A 16,049-nucleotide genomic window follows, 5' to 3' on the forward strand; every position below is an offset into this window, starting at 1 on the left:
TTGTTGTGAGCTCAGCTCAGAGGCCATTGCTGGTGACAGGCGTGACGCACAGCAGCGGCGCTGCTCAACTTGAGCAGATCCTGGCTGATGCGTCGGCATTCGGCGGCGTCCAGGTGACGGACGCGGTCCTTGATTTCACCGATCTGCACCGGACTGATCGACAACTCGCTGACGCCCAGGCCAATCAGGACCGGCGTGGCCAGCGGATCGGAGGCGAGCGCGCCGCAGACACCGACCCAACGGTTATGCACCGCAGCACCGGCGCAGGTCTGGGCGATCAACCGCAGCAGCGCCGGGTGCATGGCGTCGACCCGCGAAGCGAGGCCAGCGTGGTCGCGGTCCATGGCCAGGGTGTATTGCGACAAATCGTTGGTGCCGATGGACAGGAAGTCCGCATGCTCTGCAAGCTGCTCGGCCAGCAGCGCGGCGGCGGGGACTTCGATCATCACGCCCAGCTCCGGGCGCTCATTCACACCGAGTTCAGTGCACAACGCGTCGAGGCGCTGGCGGATGTGCAGCAGCTCATCGACTTCGGTGACCATCGGCAACAGGATCCGGCAGCGCGACAGTGGGCTGACATGCAGCAAGGCGCGCAGTTGCTGATCGAGGATTTCCGGACGGACCTGAGCCAGGCGAATACCGCGCAGGCCGAGCACTGGATTGGCCTCAGCCGGCAGCGGCAGGTAGTCGAGTTGCTTGTCACCGCCGACGTCGATGGTGCGGATGATCACCGACTTGTCGCCCATGGCGTCGAGCACGGCTTGATAGGCGGCGCGCTGTTCCTCTTCGTCCGGCGCGGTGCTGCGGTCGACGAAGAGAAACTCGGTACGCAGCAAGCCGACGCCGTCGGCGCCATTGGCCAGGGCATCAGCCGCTTCAGCGCTGGAGGCCACATTGGCGGCGACTTCAATCTGCAAACCGTCGAGCGTCAGCGCCGGGGTGTGAGCCTGAGCCTGTTGCTCGGCGCGGCGCTGTTGATGATCGAGTTGCGCCTGATGCACTTCGGCCAAACGTTCGGCATTTGGCATCAGTTCAAGGCGACCGCCATCGGCATCCAGCACAACCGCTTGGCCTTGCTGCTGATCCAGCAGCGTAGAACCCAGTGCAACCATGCACGGCAAGCCTTTGCCGCGAGCGAGAATCGCCACGTGGGAAGTCGCGCCGCCCTCGGCCATGCACAACCCGGCGACACCTTGCTGACTGAGTTGCAGCAGATCGGACGGCGTCAATTCATGCGCGGCGACGATGGCGCCGGCCGGCACGTCGTAGTGCCAGGTTTCGCCGAGCAGGGCGCGCAGCACGCGTTGTTTGAGGTCGCGCAGATCGTTGGCGCGTTCGGCCAACAATGGGCTGCCGAGTTGCTGGAGAACCTCGCACTGCACGTCGATCGATTGGCTCCAGGCGTGGGTTGCGGCCATGCCCTGGTCGATGGAGGTGTTCGCTGCGTTCAGCAGCGCCGGGTCTTCTAGCAAGGCGAGGTGCGCGGCGAAGATCGCTTCTTCGTCAGTGCTTTTATGTTTCCTGGCTTGGACCAGCGTGTGATCGATTTCGCTGCGCACGACGATCAGTGCGGTGTCGAGGGCTCGCAGCTGTTGCTCGGGATCATGGTTGCCGACGTCCACCGGCAGGCTGATTGAGTTCAAGCGGAACAACGGCCCGCCAACCAAACCGGGGGCTGCACAAACACCGTGCAGCACGCCCGCTTCTGCAACTCGGGTGCGTCGGGCAAGCGGTGTCGGCGCGGCGGCGTGGCTGTCTTCGGCCAGTGCTGTGGATAACGCGATCAGCAACGCCTGCAACGCTGCTTCGGCGTCCGGGCCCTGGCAACTGACCTGAACCTCGTCCTGCTCGCCGACAGCCAAACCCATCAACCCGATCAAGCTGTCGCAGGTCGCCGATTTGCCAGCGAAGTGCAGCTGCGATTTGCTCTTGAAACCTTGCGCCGTCTGACGAATCAGCGCTGCCGGACGAGCATGCAGTCCGCCGCGATGGGCGATACGTATGTGGCCGTAAATCTCTTCCCCGGATAGCTCCGCGTCAGCCTGCGCTCCAGGTGCGTGCCGACGAATGATGTGCAGCAATGGCTCGCCAACTTTTACCGACTTCAGCGTGATCGGTCGCGCCTGAAAGTCCTGGCTGTTGGTCAGGATCATCAGGCTGACCAGGCTTTTGCACTGTTGCGCGACCTTGTCCAGGTCATAGCGCAACAACGGTTGGCCGTTGCTGACTCGCGCGCCTTCCTTGACCAGCATCGAGAAGCCTTCGCCCTGCAACTCGACCGTGTCGAGGCCCAGGTGCAGCAGCAATTCGGCACCGTTGTCGGCACGCAGGGTGATGGCGTGGCCGGTGCGCGCGACGTGTACCACGATGCCGGCGCACGGGGCATGGAGGGTGTCGTTCAGCGGGTCGATGGCGATCCCGTCGCCCATGGCGCCGCTGGCGAACACCGGGTCCGGGACTTTGGCGAGCGTGAGCACCGGGCCGCTGAGCGGGGCGCTGAGGGTCAGCTCTTTATTATTGTTGTGCATGGCTCGGTCTCATCAGTAAAAACGGTTCGGATCAACTCGCCCTGTAGCAGCTGTCGAGTGAAACGAGGCTGCGATCTTTTGATCCTGCGTTGAAAAGATCGCAGCCTCGTTTCACTCGACAGCTGCTACAGGGTTCTCCACTCAGTGCGTGCGTGTCACTTTGCTCAAGTGACGCGGCTGGTCCGGGTCCATGCCTCGGGCGACGGCCAAACCGGCGGCCATGACGTAGAAACTCTGGATTGCCAGAATCGGGTCGAGGGCCGGGTGCTCGGCGCGGGTCAGGGTGAGGTCGCGTTCGGCAATGTCATCCGGTGCGGCCAGCAATACGCGGGCACCGCGCTGGCGCATGTCGGCGGCGAGGCTCAGCAAACCGGCTTGCTCGGCGCCGCGAGGGGCGAAGATCAGCAGTGGGTAATTTTCGTCGATCAACGCCATCGGGCCGTGACGGACCTCGGCGCTGCTGAAGGCTTCAGCCTGGATCGCCGAGGTTTCCTTGAATTTCAACGCAGCTTCCTGGGCGATGGCGAAACCGGCGCCACGGCCAATCACCATCAGGCGCTGGCAATCACGCAGGGCATCGATGGCCAGGCTCCAGTCCTGTTTTGCCGCCTCGCGCAAACCTTCCGGCAGTGCGAGGCCAGCCTCCAGCAATTGCGCATCCTCTTTCCAGTGGGCGATCAGACGGGCGCTGGCGCTGAGGGTGGCGATAAAACTCTTGGTCGCGGCAACGCTTTTTTCGGTGCCTGCACACAGCGGCAGGCTGAACTCACACGCGGCTTCCAGCGGCGAACTCTCGGCGTTGACCATCGAGATGCTCAGGGCGCCGCGCTTGCGCAGCAGACGCATGCTGTTCACCAGATCGGGACTTTGCCCGGACTGCGAGAAGGCGAACGCCACTTGGCCGCTGACCTTCAACGGCGCTTGCAGCATGGTCACCACCGACATCGGCAACGACGCCACCGGGAAGCCCAATTGCTGCATGGTCAGGTAGGCGAAGTAACTGGCGGCATGATCGGAGCTACCGCGAGCGACCGTCATCGCCACTTGCGGTGGTTGACGACGCAGGCGCCCGGCGATCTCGATCATCTGCGGGTCGAGTTGCTGCAATTGGGCTTGCACGGCCTCGAATGAGGACAGCGCCTCTTCAAGCATTTTTGAAGTCAATGTCTTCTCCTTCGACCATGACGGCGGTCAGTGTGAGTGAGCGATCGAGCCGCACGCAGTCGGCCCAGCTGCCGGGTTGCAGGCGCCCGCGTTCGGTGAGGCCGAGGTAGTCGGCGGGGAATTGCGAAAGACGTTGCGAGGCCTCGGCGATTGGCAAACCGATTTTCACCAGGTTGCGCAGGGCCTGATCCATGGTCAGGGTGCTGCCGGCCAGCGTGCCGTCGGGCAAGCGCACGCCGCCCAGGCATTTGGTCACGGTGTGGCTGCCGAGCTTGTACTCACCGTCGGGCATGCCGGCGGCGGCGGTGGAATCGGTGACGCAATACAGGCACGGGATCGAGCGCAGGGCCACACGGATGGCACCGGGGTGCACGTGCAGCAAGTCCGGAATCAGTTCGGCGTATTTGGCGTGAGCCAGTGCCGCGCCGACGATGCCTGGCTCGCGGTGATGCAACGGGCTCATGGCGTTGTAGAGGTGGGTGAAACTGCTGGCGCCGGCGTTCAGCGCGGCAACGCCTTCCTCGTAGCTGCCGAGGGTGTGGCCGATTTGCATGCGCACGCCGCGAGCGCTGAGATCACGGATCAAGGCGTCGTGGCCGGCGATTTCCGGGGCGATGGTGATCACCCGGATCGGCGCCAGTGCCAGGTATTCTTCGACTTCGGCCATCAACGCGGTGTGGGCGAAATTCGGTTGGGCGCCGAGTTTGCCGGGGTTGATGTACGGGCCTTCGAGGTGCACGCCGAGGACTCGGGCGCTGCCTTTCGGGCGCTGTTCGCAATATTCGCCGACGGCTTTGAGCACGCTGGAAATTTCTGCAGGCGGCGCAGTCATGGTGGTCGCCAGCAGCGACGTGGTGCCGAAACGCACGTGGGTTTTGGTGATGGTCTCGAAGGCTGACGCACCTTCCATGATGTCTTTTCCGCCGCCACCGTGAACGTGCAGGTCGATGAAACCCGGCAGCAGGTAAGGCAGGTCGTTGTCGGCCGGATCGCACGATTCGCCTTCGATCGACACGACCTTGCCGTGTTCGTGAATCAGCCGGCCGCGAACCCAGCCGTGGGCGGTGAGGATGTTGTCTTCGGACATGATCGGTTCTCGGTTCTTTAGCGGCGAAGCGGGTTATCGACGAAGCTCTGCGACAAAGTCGTAGTAGTCGTTGCGGCAATAGGTGTCGGTGACTTCGATCGGTGTGTTGTCTTCCAGATAACCGACCCGGGTCATCAGCAGCATGGCGGTGCCGGGGGCGATGCCCACCAGGGCGGCGAATTCGTCCGAGGCGTTGATCGCTTGAATGTGCTGCAGTGCACGGACGATCGGCTTGCCGATGCCGTCGAGGTATTCGTACAGGGAGTCGCCCACGGCTTGCGGCTTGGGAATGATCGAGGCGGGCAGGGTGCTCATCTCGATCGCCATTACCGTATCGTCGGCTTTACGCAGGCGTTTGAGCCGCGCGACCTTGTCGTTCGGCGAGAGGCCCAGGCGGATCAGTTCTTCGTGGGTCGGCGGAGTGATTTCACGCTCCAGCCATTGCGAGCCGGGGACGAAGCCCTTTAACCGCAGCATTTCGCTGAAACCCGAGAGGCGCGACAGCGGTTGTTCCAGGCGTGGGGTGATGAAGGTGCCGGAACCCTGGTTGCGGCGGATCAGGCCTTGCTCGAACAGAACTTCCAGCGCTTTGCGTGCAGTGACCCGGGAGATGCCCAGCATTTCGCTGAGGTTGCGCTCCGACGGCATGGCCTGTTCGGCTTTCCACTGGCCGGCATGGATCGCCGCTTCCAGATTGCGCGCCAGTTGCAGGTACAACGGCGTGGGCTGGGTGTCGTCAGGGCGTAGGGCCTGGAGGTCATTCATGTAGGTTTGGTCCGATGCGGATATAGGATTGTTGTCGCCCGGTGGTGGGGTGAAACCTAATACCACTTGAATACCATGTCAATGAGGCCACTTTGCTCAAGGCGCAGAAAAGCTTGCCCTGCTGGATGGCTGAAAGCATGTTGGTTTTAAGTGGTATTAGAGGTGGGGGTTTTGAAAGCAAAGATCGCAGCCTGCGGCAGCTCCTACCGATGGGAGTGGTATCTACCCGGAGCTGCCGAAGGTTCGGGCCGCGTTCGGACGATCTTTTGAATTTATTTTTTCGATGGCGACCGAAGGTAGCCAATTGATCGTTTTGATCGTTCCAGAGCATGGGAACGATCATTGTGGGGGGGAATTACGGACGGATTTCGATCATCGTGCCGTCCGGCACCAGATTCCAGACTTCGCGCATGTCTATGTTGCGCATGGCGATGCAGCCGTCGGTCCAGTCCAGCGTGTGGAACAGGTCTTCGGGGTTTTCTTCGGTGTCCGGGGTGCCGTGGATCATGATCATGCCACCGGGCTCGACGCCTTCGCGCCGGGCGCGGACGGAGTCACTGATGTTCGGGTAGGAGATGTGCATCGACAGGTTGAAACGGTCACTGGTCTTGCGCCAGTCCATCCAATAAAAACCTTCAGGCGTGCGTTTGTCGCCTTCCATGAGTTTCGGGCCGACGGGTCTTTTTCCCAATGAGATGCGATAGGTCTTGAGCGGCTTGCCGTCATTGATCAATTGCAATTGGTGGGCGGATTTGAGAACCAGGATTTTTTCGATGACTTTGCCGTCCAGGGTTTCCGCAACGGAAGCCTGGGAGATAACGACAAATGACAAGCAAAACAGGGCAAGCAGCCAGCGCATTGAAACGATATCCCTAAGAGGTGTCGCGACTATTAAGTTATAGGTGATTTTAGAACCAGGAGCGTTATGTGATGGCAGGCTGAGCAAGCGGCGGGATCGACTCGGAGCGCACGGGGTAGACCTCGGTCCGCCGGTCAGCGAAGAAGCATTCTAAGGTACGGCCCACTGTGCGGAAAGCCAGCTCGGACCAAGGGATGTCGGCTTCTTCGAAAAGCTGCACTTCCAGGCTCTCTTGACCGGCGCAAAAGTCCAGGTCCACCAGTTCGGCGCGGAAGAACACATGCACCTGGCTGATGTGCGGCACGTCGATCAACGTATAGAGGGTCAGGTTGCGCACCCGCGCGCAGGCTTCTTCGGCCGTCTCGCGAATGGCTGCCTGCTCGATGGTTTCACCGTTCTCCATGAAACCGGCGGGCAGGGTCCAGTAACCGAGCCGAGGCTCGATGGCGCGTCGGCACAGCAAGACCTTGGAGCCCCAGGTCGCCACGCAACCGGCGACGATATTGGGGTTCTGGTAGTGAATCGCCTGACAGCTGTCACAGACAAAACGCAGGCGCGAATCGCCCTCTGGAATGCGCTGGGTCACCGGGTTGCCGCACTGACTGCAAAATTTCATGCTTGGGTTCCTGAATGCTGCGCCTATCTTGGCGTGCGACGGTGTCTGTCGGCAAGTTGTCGTTTAGCGACATGCAGTGGTTATGGGGTTGGGCGGTCGGTTCGATTGGTGCATGATGCAAAGTAGAGAACAAATCGAGAAGACTCATGCTGGACGAGCTACTTCACCGGGTAAGCAACCACACGCCGCTAACCCTGGAAACCGACCGACGTTTCCCCGAAGCCGCGGTATTAGTGCCCATCACCCGCAGTGACGAACCTGAACTGGTTCTGACCCTGCGCGCCAGCGGGCTCTCGACCCATGGTGGTGAAGTGGCCTTTCCCGGAGGTCGACGTGACCCTGAAGACCCTGACCTGATTTTCACTGCGCTACGTGAGGCCCAAGAAGAAATTGGCCTGCCGCCGGGGCTGGTCGAAGTGATCGGCCCGCTGAGCCCGTTGATCTCCCTGCACGGCATCAAGGTCACACCCTATGTCGGTGTGATTCCGGACTTTGTCGAGTACCGGGCCAACGACGCCGAGATTGCCGCAGTCTTCAGCGTACCGCTGGAGTTCTTCCGCAAGGATCCGCGCGAACACACCCATCGCATCGATTACGAGGGCCGCAGTTGGTACGTGCCGAGCTATCGCTATGGCGAGTACAAAATCTGGGGCCTCACGGCGATTATGATCGTCGAGTTGATCAACCTGCTCTATGACGCCCAAATCAGCCTGCATCACCCGCCCAAGACTTATATCAACACCTGAAGCCATCGCTCGTATGGCCTGAACCCTGCTTTTTCCAAGTGAGCCTGCCTGGCCTTGAGGACAATAAGATGAAATATCGCCTGGGCGACGCCCGCGTCGAAACCCATCCGCAGAGCTGGGTTGCACCCAACGCCGTGCTGGTGGGCAAGGTCAAACTGGAAGAGGGTGCCAACGTCTGGTTCAACGCTGTGCTGCGTGGCGACAACGAACTGATCCTGATCGGCAAGAACAGCAACGTCCAGGACGGCACGGTGATGCACACCGACATGGGTTACCCGCTGACGATCGGCACCGGTGTGACCATCGGCCATAACGCCATGCTTCATGGCTGCACGGTGGGCGATTACAGCTTGATCGGGATTAATGCGGTGATCCTCAACGGCGCGAAAATCGGCAAGAACTGCATCATCGGCGCCAACTCGCTGATCGGTGAGGGCAAGGAGATTCCAGACGGTTCGCTGGTCATGGGCTCGCCGGGCAAAGTGGTGCGCGAACTGACCGAACCGCAGAAAAAAATGCTGGAGGCCAGCGCTGCTCACTATGTGCATAACTCGCAACGTTATGCCCGCGATCTGGTTGAGCAGGAAGAATGAGCGCCACTGAACGGCCGGTGCTATCGCCCTGCGTGAACATTTGCGCATTGGACGATGACGATATTTGCACCGGGTGTCAGCGCACGGTGGAAGAGATCACACGCTGGAGCCGGATGGACAACGAGGAGCGGCGCAAGGTGTTGGGGTTGTGTCATGAGCGGGCCAAATCCAGCGGTCTGCTCTGGATGATCGGCAAAACTCCCAACCTGTAGCAGCTGGCGGAGCCTGCGTTCGGCTGCGAAGCAGTCGTAAATCCTAAGTCCGCGGTGTGCCTGAATGACTGCATTGCCTGATTTTGCGACTGCTTCGCAGCCGAACGCAGGCTCCGCCAGCTGCTACAGGATTCGCGTTTGGGTTTGGTGCTTGTGTATGGCTGAAGTACCCTGTGCGCCAAATTGACAGGTATCCCGCCGACCCATGTTCTTCCTGATCGCTTACATCAGCAGCGTCGTGCTGATCAACTACGCCTTTTCCACCGCCCCGCACCTGGACATCATCTGGTCGGCCTGGGGTGGTTTGGTGTTCGTTTTGCGCGACATGGTGCAAACCCGTTTCGGCCATGGCGCGATCGCGGCGATGCTGGCAGCGCTGGTGTTGTCCTACGTGACGTCCGATCCCTCCATCGCGCTGGCCAGCGCCACGGCGTTCGCGGTGTCCGAATGCATCGATTGGCTGGTGTTCAGCATCACCAAGCGTCCCTTGCACGACCGCCTGTGGATAAGTTCGGCCCTGAGCATTCCCCTCGATACCTTCATCTTCTTCGGCATGATCGATGCGTTCACTCCAGGCGTGATCCTCACCGCCATGGGCTCGAAGTTCGCCGGCGTGACGGTCGTGTGGTTGATCATGGCCTGGCGCTTGCGCAAACAGGCCGTCGTCAGCTGAAGCCAAACCCGCAGGTTCATGTAAAATGCCGCGCTTTCTCCCCATGGGAAGCGCGCCAGGCGCTGCGACCCTCGATGATCCGCTTCTTGAGGACCTGAGATGACCCGTATCGGAACTCCATTGTCGCCAACCGCGACCCGCGTATTGCTGTGTGGTTGTGGCGAGTTGGGCAAGGAAGTGGTGATCGAGCTGCAACGTCTGGGCGTCGAAGTGATTGCAGTGGATCGCTACGCCAATGCGCCGGCCATGCAAGTAGCCCATCGCAGCCATGTGATCAACATGCTCGACGGCGCCGCCCTGCGTGCGGTGATCGAAGCCGAAAAGCCGCATTTCATCGTGCCGGAAATCGAAGCCATTGCCACCGCGACCCTCGTGGAACTGGAAGCTGAAGGCTTCACCGTGATCCCCACTGCTCGCGCCGCGCAGTTGACCATGAACCGCGAAGGCATCCGTCGCCTGGCCGCTGAAGAGCTGGACCTGCCGACCTCACCGTACCACTTTGCCGACACCTTCGAGGATTACAGCAAGGCCGTTCAGGACCTGGGCTTCCCATGCGTGGTCAAGCCAGTGATGAGTTCGTCGGGTAAAGGTCAGAGCTTGCTGCGTAGCGTCGATGATGTGCAGAAAGCTTGGGATTACGCTCAAGAAGGCGGCCGTGCCGGTAAAGGCCGCGTGATCATCGAAGGCTTTATCGACTTCGACTACGAAATCACCCTGTTGACCGTGCGTCACGTTGGCGGCACTACGTTCTGCGCGCCAGTCGGTCACCGTCAGGAGAAGGGCGACTATCAGGAATCCTGGCAGCCACAAGCCATGAGCCCGATTGCCCTGGCCGAATCCGAGCGCGTTGCCAAAGCCGTCACTGAAGCCTTGGGTGGTCGTGGTCTGTTTGGTGTTGAGCTGTTCATCAAAGGCGATCAAGTCTGGTTCAGCGAAGTCTCGCCGCGTCCACATGACACCGGTCTGGTGACGTTGATTTCCCAGGACCTGTCGCAGTTTGCGCTGCACGCACGGGCGATTCTGGGCCTGCCAATTCCACTGATCCGTCAGTTCGGTCCATCGGCTTCGGCGGTGATTCTGGTGGAAGGGCAGTCGACTCAGACGGCTTTCGCCAATCTCGGTGTTGCGTTGAGCGAGCCGGATACGGCGTTGCGTCTGTTCGGCAAACCTGAGGTCAATGGTCAGCGTCGGATGGGTGTGGCGTTGGCGCGTGATGAGTCGATTGATGCTGCTCGTGCTAAAGCGACCCGCGCTTCCCAGGCTGTCGTAGTAGAGCTGTAAACCGAGGCGCGGCTATCGCTAGCAGGCTAGCTCCCACAGGGTATTTGGTTGGTCACAGATTTTGTGTGCACCCAGTTTCCATGTGGGAGTCAGCCTGCTGGCGATGCTTCTGATTCAGGCAACCTGATTCAGATCGTTATCGCGCGTCTCCTTCAGGCACAGCACGGCAATCAAGCTCAGCACCGCCGCCCCCGACACATACCCGCCGACATAACTCAAGCCACCCATCGCCACCAGTTTCTGTGCGAAGAACGGCGCCGCCGAGGCTCCGACAATGCCGCCCAGGTTGTAGGCTGCCGACGCACCGGTATAACGCACGTGAGTCGGAAACAGCTCCGGCAGCAGCGCGCCCATCGGCGCAAATGTCACGCCCATCAGAAACAGCTCGATGCACAGAAACAGGGCCACGCCCCAGGTCGAACCTTGGGTCAGCAGCGGCTCCATCAGGAAGCCGGACAGAATCGCCAGCACACCGCCGATGATCAGCACCGGTTTGCGCCCGTATCGATCACTGGCCCAGGCCGACAGCGGCGTAGCGGCGGCCATGAACAGCACGGCGAAGCACAGCAGTGCGAGGAAGGTTTCGCGGGTGTAGCCGAGCGTCGACACGCCATAGCTCAGCGAAAACACCGTCGAGATATAGAACAGCGCGTAGCACACCACCATCGCCCCGGCACCCAGCAACATCGGCGCCCAGTAGTGGCTGAACAGCTCGACCAGCGGGATTTTCACCCGCTCCTGGCGAGCCATTGCGTTGGCAAACACCGGCGTTTCGTGAAGCTTGAGGCGCACATACAGGCCGACCATCACCAGCGCGGCACTGAGCAGGAACGGAATCCGCCAGCCCCACGAGCGAAACTGTTCGTCGTTCAGGGTCATTGCCAGCGTAAGAAACAGGCCATTGGCTGCGAGGAAACCGATCGAGGGGCCGAGTTGCGGGAACATGCCGAACCAGGCGCGTTTGCCCTTCGGCGCATTCTCCGTCGCCAGCAACGCCGCGCCGCCCCATTCGCCGCCGAGTCCCAGGCCTTGGCCGAAGCGCAGCACGCAGAGCAGGATCGGCGCCCAGGCCCCGATGCTGTCGTATCCCGGGAGCACGCCGATCAGTGTGGTGCACACGCCCATCAGCAGCAGCGAGGCAACCAGCGTCGATTTGCGCCCGATGCGGTCACCGAAGTGACCGAAAAGTGCCGATCCCAGCGGTCGAGCCAGGAAGGCGATGCCGAAGGTGAGGAACGCCGACAGCATCTGGGCCGTGCCGGAAGTTTGCGGAAAGAACACCGGACCGATTACCAGCGCAGCGGCAGTGGCATAGACGTAGAAGTCGTAGAACTCAATGGCGGTGCCGATGAAACTTGCGGTCGCCACGCGGGTGGCTGAGTTCGTCGGTTGCGCAGGCGCGGTGTCGTTATAAGTCGTACTGGTCGTCATGCGGTTATCCCTGACAGTCATGTGCCCCAGTGGAGCGAATTATTATGGTCGAACACCCAGGGATGTGGGCTTAGCGCAGAGTGCGGGTAGCACTTGGGTATGGCGGGGCTTGGGTAAGCGGCTCGATTATAGAAAGGCGGCTAACGATCGAACAAGGGGCAAACCCTTTGTGGCAGCTGGCGAAGTCTGCGTTCGGCGGCGCAGCCGTCGTGAAATCTGGCGATACGATCTTTCAGGTTAATCGTGGGCTCGGGATTTACGACGGCTGCGCCGCCGAACGCAGGCTTCGCCAGCTGCTTCAGAGCGTGATCGGTGGTGGTTATTGGAGAACGGGAACTAAACTGGTATGCCAGATCAGTACGCGACTGACCCGATTGTCTTCAGTCTCCAGAATCTCCAGCCGATAACGCCCAATCTTCAGGCATACCGCACTTTCCGGAATCGTCTCCAGCGCCTCGGTCACCAACCCGTTGAGGGTTTTCGGACCGTCGCTCGGCAAGTGCCAGCCCAGGCTCTTGTTCAATTCGCGAATCGACGCCGCCCCTTCGATCACCAGTCGACCATCGGCCTGTGGGTGGATGTGCGGGTTATTCAGGCTGTGCTGGCTTTCGAACTCGCCGACGATTTCTTCGAGAATGTCTTCCAGAGTCACGACGCCGAGCACTTCGCCGTACTCGTCGACCACCATGCCCAGGCGTCGCTGTTGTTTGTGGAAATTCAACAGCTGCAGTTGCAACGGGGTGCTTTCCGGCACGAAGTAGGGGTCGTGACAGGCTGCCAGCAGTGCTTCTCGGGTCAGACTGGCGTCGGACAGCAGATGGCGGATCTGCCGGGTATTGAGCACTGCCTCGACCTGGTTGATGTCGCTGTGGAAAACCGGCAAGCGTGTGCGTTTATTGGCGCGAAGCTGCTCAATGATTTCCTCGAGGGAGTCGTCCAGATTGACCCCGTCGACGTCGCTGCGTGGCACCAGAATGTCGTTGACCGTGATGTTGTCCAGCGCATGGATGCCTGACAGCGGGTGAGGGCGGCAGGCGGCGTGTTCGTGATCGTCGAGCCGATCGTTCGGCGCCTCGTCTTCGCTCTGCTGCACCACTCTGACTTTGCGGGCGAACGGTCGCATCAGCAGCTGGCTTATGCCACTGAGCAACCAGGCGACGGGATAGATGATTTTCAGTGGCGCGCCAAGCAAGGTGTTGCCCAGGGCCAGGACTGCGTCCGGATAACGGACGGCGAGGGTACGCGGCAGGTAGTCGGCGAACACCAGAAGCACGGCGCCAGCCCCCAGGCAGGCCACCCATGGACCGCTTTCCGCCCAAGTGAAAATCGCCAGCAAGGTGCTGATGACCACGACCAGTGCGCGGCACAGGGTGTTGCAGAGGATCAGGCTATTGAGCGAAAAGCTCAGCTTTGCCACCGGCTTGTCGCTCGAGCGCGAAGCTGTCCGCTGGGCGAGCAAGTGCTGTTGCGCAGCTTCGATGGCGGTAAACAGCCCCGACCATAAAATCAGCAGGGCCACTACCGCGAGCATCGGCCCTATGGGCAAGTCGTCCATTAATGCCGCCCGTCAGATATGCAGGATGTATTCACGAACCAGCTTACTGCCGAAATAGGCCAGCATCAGCAGGCAGAAACCGGCGAGGGTCCAGCGAATGGCCTTGTGTCCGCGCCAGCCGAGGCGGTTACGGCCCCAGAGCAGCACGCTGAAGACGATCCAGGCGATGCAGGCCAGCAAGGTTTTGTGCACCAGGTGCTGGGCGAACAGGTTGTCGACGAATAGCCAGCCGGAGATCAGCGACAGCGACAGCAGGGTCCAGCCGGCCCAGAGGAAGCCGAACAGCAGGCTTTCCATGGTTTGCAGCGGCGGGAAGTTCTTGATCAGGCCGGACGGGTGCTTGTGCTTGAGTTGATGGTCTTGAACCAGCAGCAGCAACGCCTGGAATACCGCGATGGTGAACATGCCGTAGGCGAGGATCGACAGCAGGATGTGGGCGAGGATGCCCGGTTCTTCGTCGATGATCTGCACTGTGCCGGCGGGGGCCAACTGTGCGAGCAGCACGGTGGCGGCGCCGAGCGGGAACAACAATACAAGCAGGTTTTCCACCGGGATCCGCGAGCAGGCCAACAGGGTCAGGGCAATCACCGCGGCGGCAATCAGGCTGGCGGCGCTGAAAAAATCCAGGCCCAGGCCAATCGGTGTCAGCAGGTGGGTGAACAGACTGGCGCTATGAGCCAGCACGGCGAGCACGCCGAGCGTGACCAGCAGGCGTTTGTTCGCCTTGGCACCGGTGGCCAGACGAGTGCCCTGATAGAGGGTCGCAGCGGCATATAAGCAGGCGGCGGCGAGGGTAGTTAGCAAACTGGGTGACAAGGGGAGCATAAATCCTGTTAGGCAAGCCCGAAAGGCGCTGAGTTTGGCATAGAACCCCCGCAGCACGAAAGACCATGCAACCTGACGACGAGGTGTCCGCCAGACGCAGTCTTCGCTATAATCCGCGACCTGCCCACGCCGCAGGCTCGCCGAGCACATGTTTATTCCGGTCTGGGCCGCCATTATCCCGGTCTACACAGGGCCTGAAAGGATCGCGCAATGTTTGAAAACTTAACCGACCGTCTCTCGCAGACGCTGCGCCATGTCACCGGCAAGGCCAAGCTGACCGAAGACAACATCAAAGACACCCTGCGCGAAGTGCGCATGGCGTTGCTCGAAGCTGACGTCGCCTTGCCGGTCGTCAAGGACTTCGTCAATTCGGTCAAGGAACGCGCCGTCGGCACTGAGGTGTCGCGCAGCCTGACGCCGGGCCAGGCCTTCGTGAAGATCGTCCAGGCCGAACTCGAAAGCCTGATGGGCGCGGCCAACGAAGACTTGAACCTGAGCGCCGTTCCTCCGGCCGTCGTGCTGATGGCCGGTTTGCAGGGTGCGGGTAAAACCACCACCGCCGGCAAGCTCGCGCGCTTCCTCAAAGAGCGCAAGAAGAAGTCGGTCATGGTCGTGTCTGCGGACGTTTACCGTCCGGCGGCGATCAAGCAGCTGGAAATGCTCGCGGGTGAAGTCGGCGTAACCTTCTTCCCGTCCGACCTGAGCCAGAAGCCGGTCGACATCGCGCAAGCGGCTATTAAAGAAGCAAAACTGAAGTTTATCGACGTGGTCATCGTCGATACCGCCGGTCGCCTGCACATCGATGAAGAGATGATGGGCGAGATCAAGGCGCTGCATGCCGCGATCAATCCGGTCGAAACGCTGTTCGTGGTTGACGCCATGACCGGTCAGGACGCCGCCAACACGGCCAAGGCCTTTGGCGACGCGCTGCCGCTGACCGGTGTGATCCTGACCAAGGTCGACGGCGATGCCCGTGGCGGTGCCGCACTGTCGGTGCGCGCCATCACCGGCAAGCCGATCAAGTTCATCGGTATGGGCGAGAAGAGCGACGCGCTTGAGCCGTTCCACCCGGAGCGTATTGCTTCGCGCATCCTCGGTATGGGCGACGTGCTCAGTCTGATCGAGCAGGCCGAACAGACCCTCGACAAGGACAAGGCCGACAAACTGGCCAAGAAGCTGAAAAAGGGCAAGGGCTTCGACCTCGAAGACTTCCGCGATCAGCTGCAACAGATGAAAAACATGGGCGGCCTCGGCGGCCTCATGGACAAACTGCCAAACATGGGCGGTATGAACCTGGCGCAGATGGGCAACGCCCAGGGCGCGGCAGAGAAACAATTCAAGCAGATGGAAGCCATCATCAATTCCATGACCCCGGCCGAGCGCCGCGACCCTGAGATGATCAGTGGTTCGCGCAAACGCCGGATCGCCATGGGTTCCGGCACTCAGGTGCAGGACATCGGTCGCTTGATCAAGCAGCACAAGCAGATGCAGAAGATGATGAAGAAGTTCTCCGCGAAAGGCGGAATGGCCAAAATGATGCGCGGCATGGGCGGTATGTTGCCCGGCGGCGGCATGCCGAGAATGTAAATAATTTACGCAGGGGCTTGCCCTTGCACCTCCCACACGGAAGTGGGATCTCCAGCAAACCCGCACTTGGCGGGAGCTGACTGGCCGTTTTCAACGACGGCTCTATAGCAAATCTTGATGGCGGCCG

The 16,049-nt window shown here is 60.9% G+C and carries 15 protein-coding genes; 6 read left to right on the forward strand and 9 right to left on the reverse strand.

From position 1 onward, the window contains the following. Positions 1 to 11: 11 nt before the first annotated feature. From ptsP to QFW87_RS05565, 6 genes are all read right to left on the reverse strand, one after another. Complete coding sequence (gene ptsP, locus QFW87_RS05540; RefSeq protein ID WP_283190008.1) at positions 12 to 2,528, reverse strand: phosphoenolpyruvate--protein phosphotransferase; 2,517 nt, start codon at positions 2,526 to 2,528, stop codon at positions 12 to 14. Positions 2,529 to 2,669: 141 nt separating this feature from the next. Next, a complete protein-coding gene (locus QFW87_RS05545) occupies positions 2,670 to 3,692 on the reverse strand; it encodes an SIS domain-containing protein (protein WP_283183132.1) in 1,023 nt (340 codons plus the stop codon). Next, complete coding sequence (nagA, locus tag QFW87_RS05550; RefSeq protein ID WP_283190009.1) at positions 3,673 to 4,779, reverse strand: N-acetylglucosamine-6-phosphate deacetylase; 1,107 nt, start codon at positions 4,777 to 4,779, stop codon at positions 3,673 to 3,675. The genes QFW87_RS05545 and nagA overlap by 20 nt, the downstream gene beginning before the upstream one ends. Before the next feature lie 33 nt (positions 4,780 to 4,812). Then, complete coding sequence (locus tag QFW87_RS05555) at positions 4,813 to 5,544, reverse strand: GntR family transcriptional regulator (RefSeq protein ID WP_008151596.1); 732 nt, start codon at positions 5,542 to 5,544, stop codon at positions 4,813 to 4,815. A 355-nt stretch (positions 5,545 to 5,899) separates the two neighbouring features. Further along, complete coding sequence (locus QFW87_RS05560; protein ID WP_283183134.1) at positions 5,900 to 6,403, reverse strand: L,D-transpeptidase family protein; 504 nt, start codon at positions 6,401 to 6,403, stop codon at positions 5,900 to 5,902. A gap of 64 nt (positions 6,404 to 6,467) precedes the next feature. Beyond that, the gene (locus tag QFW87_RS05565; RefSeq protein WP_283183135.1) at positions 6,468 to 7,019 is read right to left on the reverse strand and encodes an NUDIX hydrolase; all 552 of its coding nucleotides are present in this window, start codon (positions 7,017 to 7,019) and stop codon (positions 6,468 to 6,470) included. Positions 7,020 to 7,165: 146 nt separating this feature from the next. On the opposite strand from QFW87_RS05565, the gene QFW87_RS05570 reads away from it, so the two are divergent. From QFW87_RS05570 to purT, 5 genes are all read left to right on the forward strand, one after another. Then, positions 7,166 to 7,765 (forward strand): CoA pyrophosphatase, encoded by a 600-nt coding sequence (locus tag QFW87_RS05570; protein WP_283190010.1) that lies wholly within the window; start codon positions 7,166 to 7,168, stop codon positions 7,763 to 7,765. Between the two features lie 68 nt (positions 7,766 to 7,833). Further along, positions 7,834 to 8,358: a gamma carbonic anhydrase family protein gene (locus QFW87_RS05575; RefSeq protein WP_007954617.1), complete on the forward strand. Its 525-nt coding sequence runs from the start codon at positions 7,834 to 7,836 to the stop codon at positions 8,356 to 8,358. Beyond that, complete coding sequence (locus QFW87_RS05580) at positions 8,355 to 8,570, forward strand: DUF1289 domain-containing protein (protein WP_283183137.1); 216 nt, start codon at positions 8,355 to 8,357, stop codon at positions 8,568 to 8,570. The genes QFW87_RS05575 and QFW87_RS05580 overlap by 4 nt, the downstream gene beginning before the upstream one ends. A 205-nt stretch (positions 8,571 to 8,775) precedes the next feature. After that, complete coding sequence (locus QFW87_RS05585) at positions 8,776 to 9,243, forward strand: preQ0 transporter (RefSeq protein ID WP_283183138.1); 468 nt, start codon at positions 8,776 to 8,778, stop codon at positions 9,241 to 9,243. A 99-nt stretch (positions 9,244 to 9,342) separates the two neighbouring features. Continuing rightward, entirely contained in the window at positions 9,343 to 10,524 is a 1,182-nt protein-coding gene (gene purT / locus QFW87_RS05590) for a formate-dependent phosphoribosylglycinamide formyltransferase (RefSeq protein ID WP_283190011.1), read from the forward strand. 114 nt (positions 10,525 to 10,638) lie between these two features. Here the strand turns inward: purT and QFW87_RS05595 are convergent, their stop codons facing one another. The 3 genes from QFW87_RS05595 to ccsA form a co-directional block, all read right to left on the reverse strand. Next, on the reverse strand, positions 10,639 to 11,955 hold the full coding sequence (locus tag QFW87_RS05595; protein ID WP_283190012.1) for an MFS transporter: 1,317 nt from the start codon (positions 11,953 to 11,955) through the stop codon (positions 10,639 to 10,641). 319 nt (positions 11,956 to 12,274) lie between these two features. Continuing rightward, complete coding sequence (locus QFW87_RS05600; RefSeq protein ID WP_283190013.1) at positions 12,275 to 13,510, reverse strand: transporter associated domain-containing protein; 1,236 nt, start codon at positions 13,508 to 13,510, stop codon at positions 12,275 to 12,277. A 12-nt stretch (positions 13,511 to 13,522) separates the two neighbouring features. Then, entirely contained in the window at positions 13,523 to 14,335 is an 813-nt protein-coding gene (gene ccsA / locus QFW87_RS05605; protein ID WP_283183142.1) for a cytochrome c biogenesis protein CcsA, read from the reverse strand. Positions 14,336 to 14,545: 210 nt separating this feature from the next. Between ccsA and ffh the strand changes: the two genes are divergently transcribed. Then, entirely contained in the window at positions 14,546 to 15,922 is a 1,377-nt protein-coding gene (ffh, locus tag QFW87_RS05610) for a signal recognition particle protein (protein WP_074879887.1), read from the forward strand. The last annotated feature ends 127 nt before the right edge of the window (positions 15,923 to 16,049 follow it).

Source organism: Pseudomonas sp. PMCC200344, from assembly GCF_030053095.1.
GTDB classification, from domain to species: Bacteria; Pseudomonadota; Gammaproteobacteria; order Pseudomonadales; family Pseudomonadaceae; genus Aquipseudomonas; species Aquipseudomonas svalbardensis.

What these genes read in the sequence shown, in the direction of transcription:
- ptsP (WP_283190008.1), bottom strand. Translation starts at nt 2,528, where the DNA reads ATGCACAACAATAATAAAGAGCTGACCCTCAGCGCCCCGCTCAGCGGC.
- nagA (WP_283190009.1), bottom strand. Translation starts at nt 4,779, where the DNA reads ATGTCCGAAGACAACATCCTCACCGCCCACGGCTGGGTTCGCGGCCGG.
- QFW87_RS05555 (WP_008151596.1), bottom strand. Translation starts at nt 5,544, where the DNA reads ATGAATGACCTCCAGGCCCTACGCCCTGACGACACCCAGCCCACGCCG.
- QFW87_RS05560 (WP_283183134.1), bottom strand. Translation starts at nt 6,403, where the DNA reads ATGCGCTGGCTGCTTGCCCTGTTTTGCTTGTCATTTGTCGTTATCTCC.
- QFW87_RS05565 (WP_283183135.1), bottom strand. Translation starts at nt 7,019, where the DNA reads ATGAAATTTTGCAGTCAGTGCGGCAACCCGGTGACCCAGCGCATTCCA.
- QFW87_RS05570 (WP_283190010.1), top strand. Translation starts at nt 7,166, where the DNA reads ATGCTGGACGAGCTACTTCACCGGGTAAGCAACCACACGCCGCTAACC.
- QFW87_RS05575 (WP_007954617.1), top strand. Translation starts at nt 7,834, where the DNA reads ATGAAATATCGCCTGGGCGACGCCCGCGTCGAAACCCATCCGCAGAGC.
- QFW87_RS05580 (WP_283183137.1), top strand. Translation starts at nt 8,355, where the DNA reads ATGAGCGCCACTGAACGGCCGGTGCTATCGCCCTGCGTGAACATTTGC.
- QFW87_RS05585 (WP_283183138.1), top strand. Translation starts at nt 8,776, where the DNA reads ATGTTCTTCCTGATCGCTTACATCAGCAGCGTCGTGCTGATCAACTAC.
- purT (WP_283190011.1), top strand. Translation starts at nt 9,343, where the DNA reads ATGACCCGTATCGGAACTCCATTGTCGCCAACCGCGACCCGCGTATTG.
- QFW87_RS05595 (WP_283190012.1), bottom strand. Translation starts at nt 11,955, where the DNA reads ATGACGACCAGTACGACTTATAACGACACCGCGCCTGCGCAACCGACG.
- QFW87_RS05600 (WP_283190013.1), bottom strand. Translation starts at nt 13,510, where the DNA reads ATGGACGACTTGCCCATAGGGCCGATGCTCGCGGTAGTGGCCCTGCTG.
- ccsA (WP_283183142.1), bottom strand. Translation starts at nt 14,335, where the DNA reads ATGCTCCCCTTGTCACCCAGTTTGCTAACTACCCTCGCCGCCGCCTGC.
- ffh (WP_074879887.1), top strand. Translation starts at nt 14,546, where the DNA reads ATGTTTGAAAACTTAACCGACCGTCTCTCGCAGACGCTGCGCCATGTC.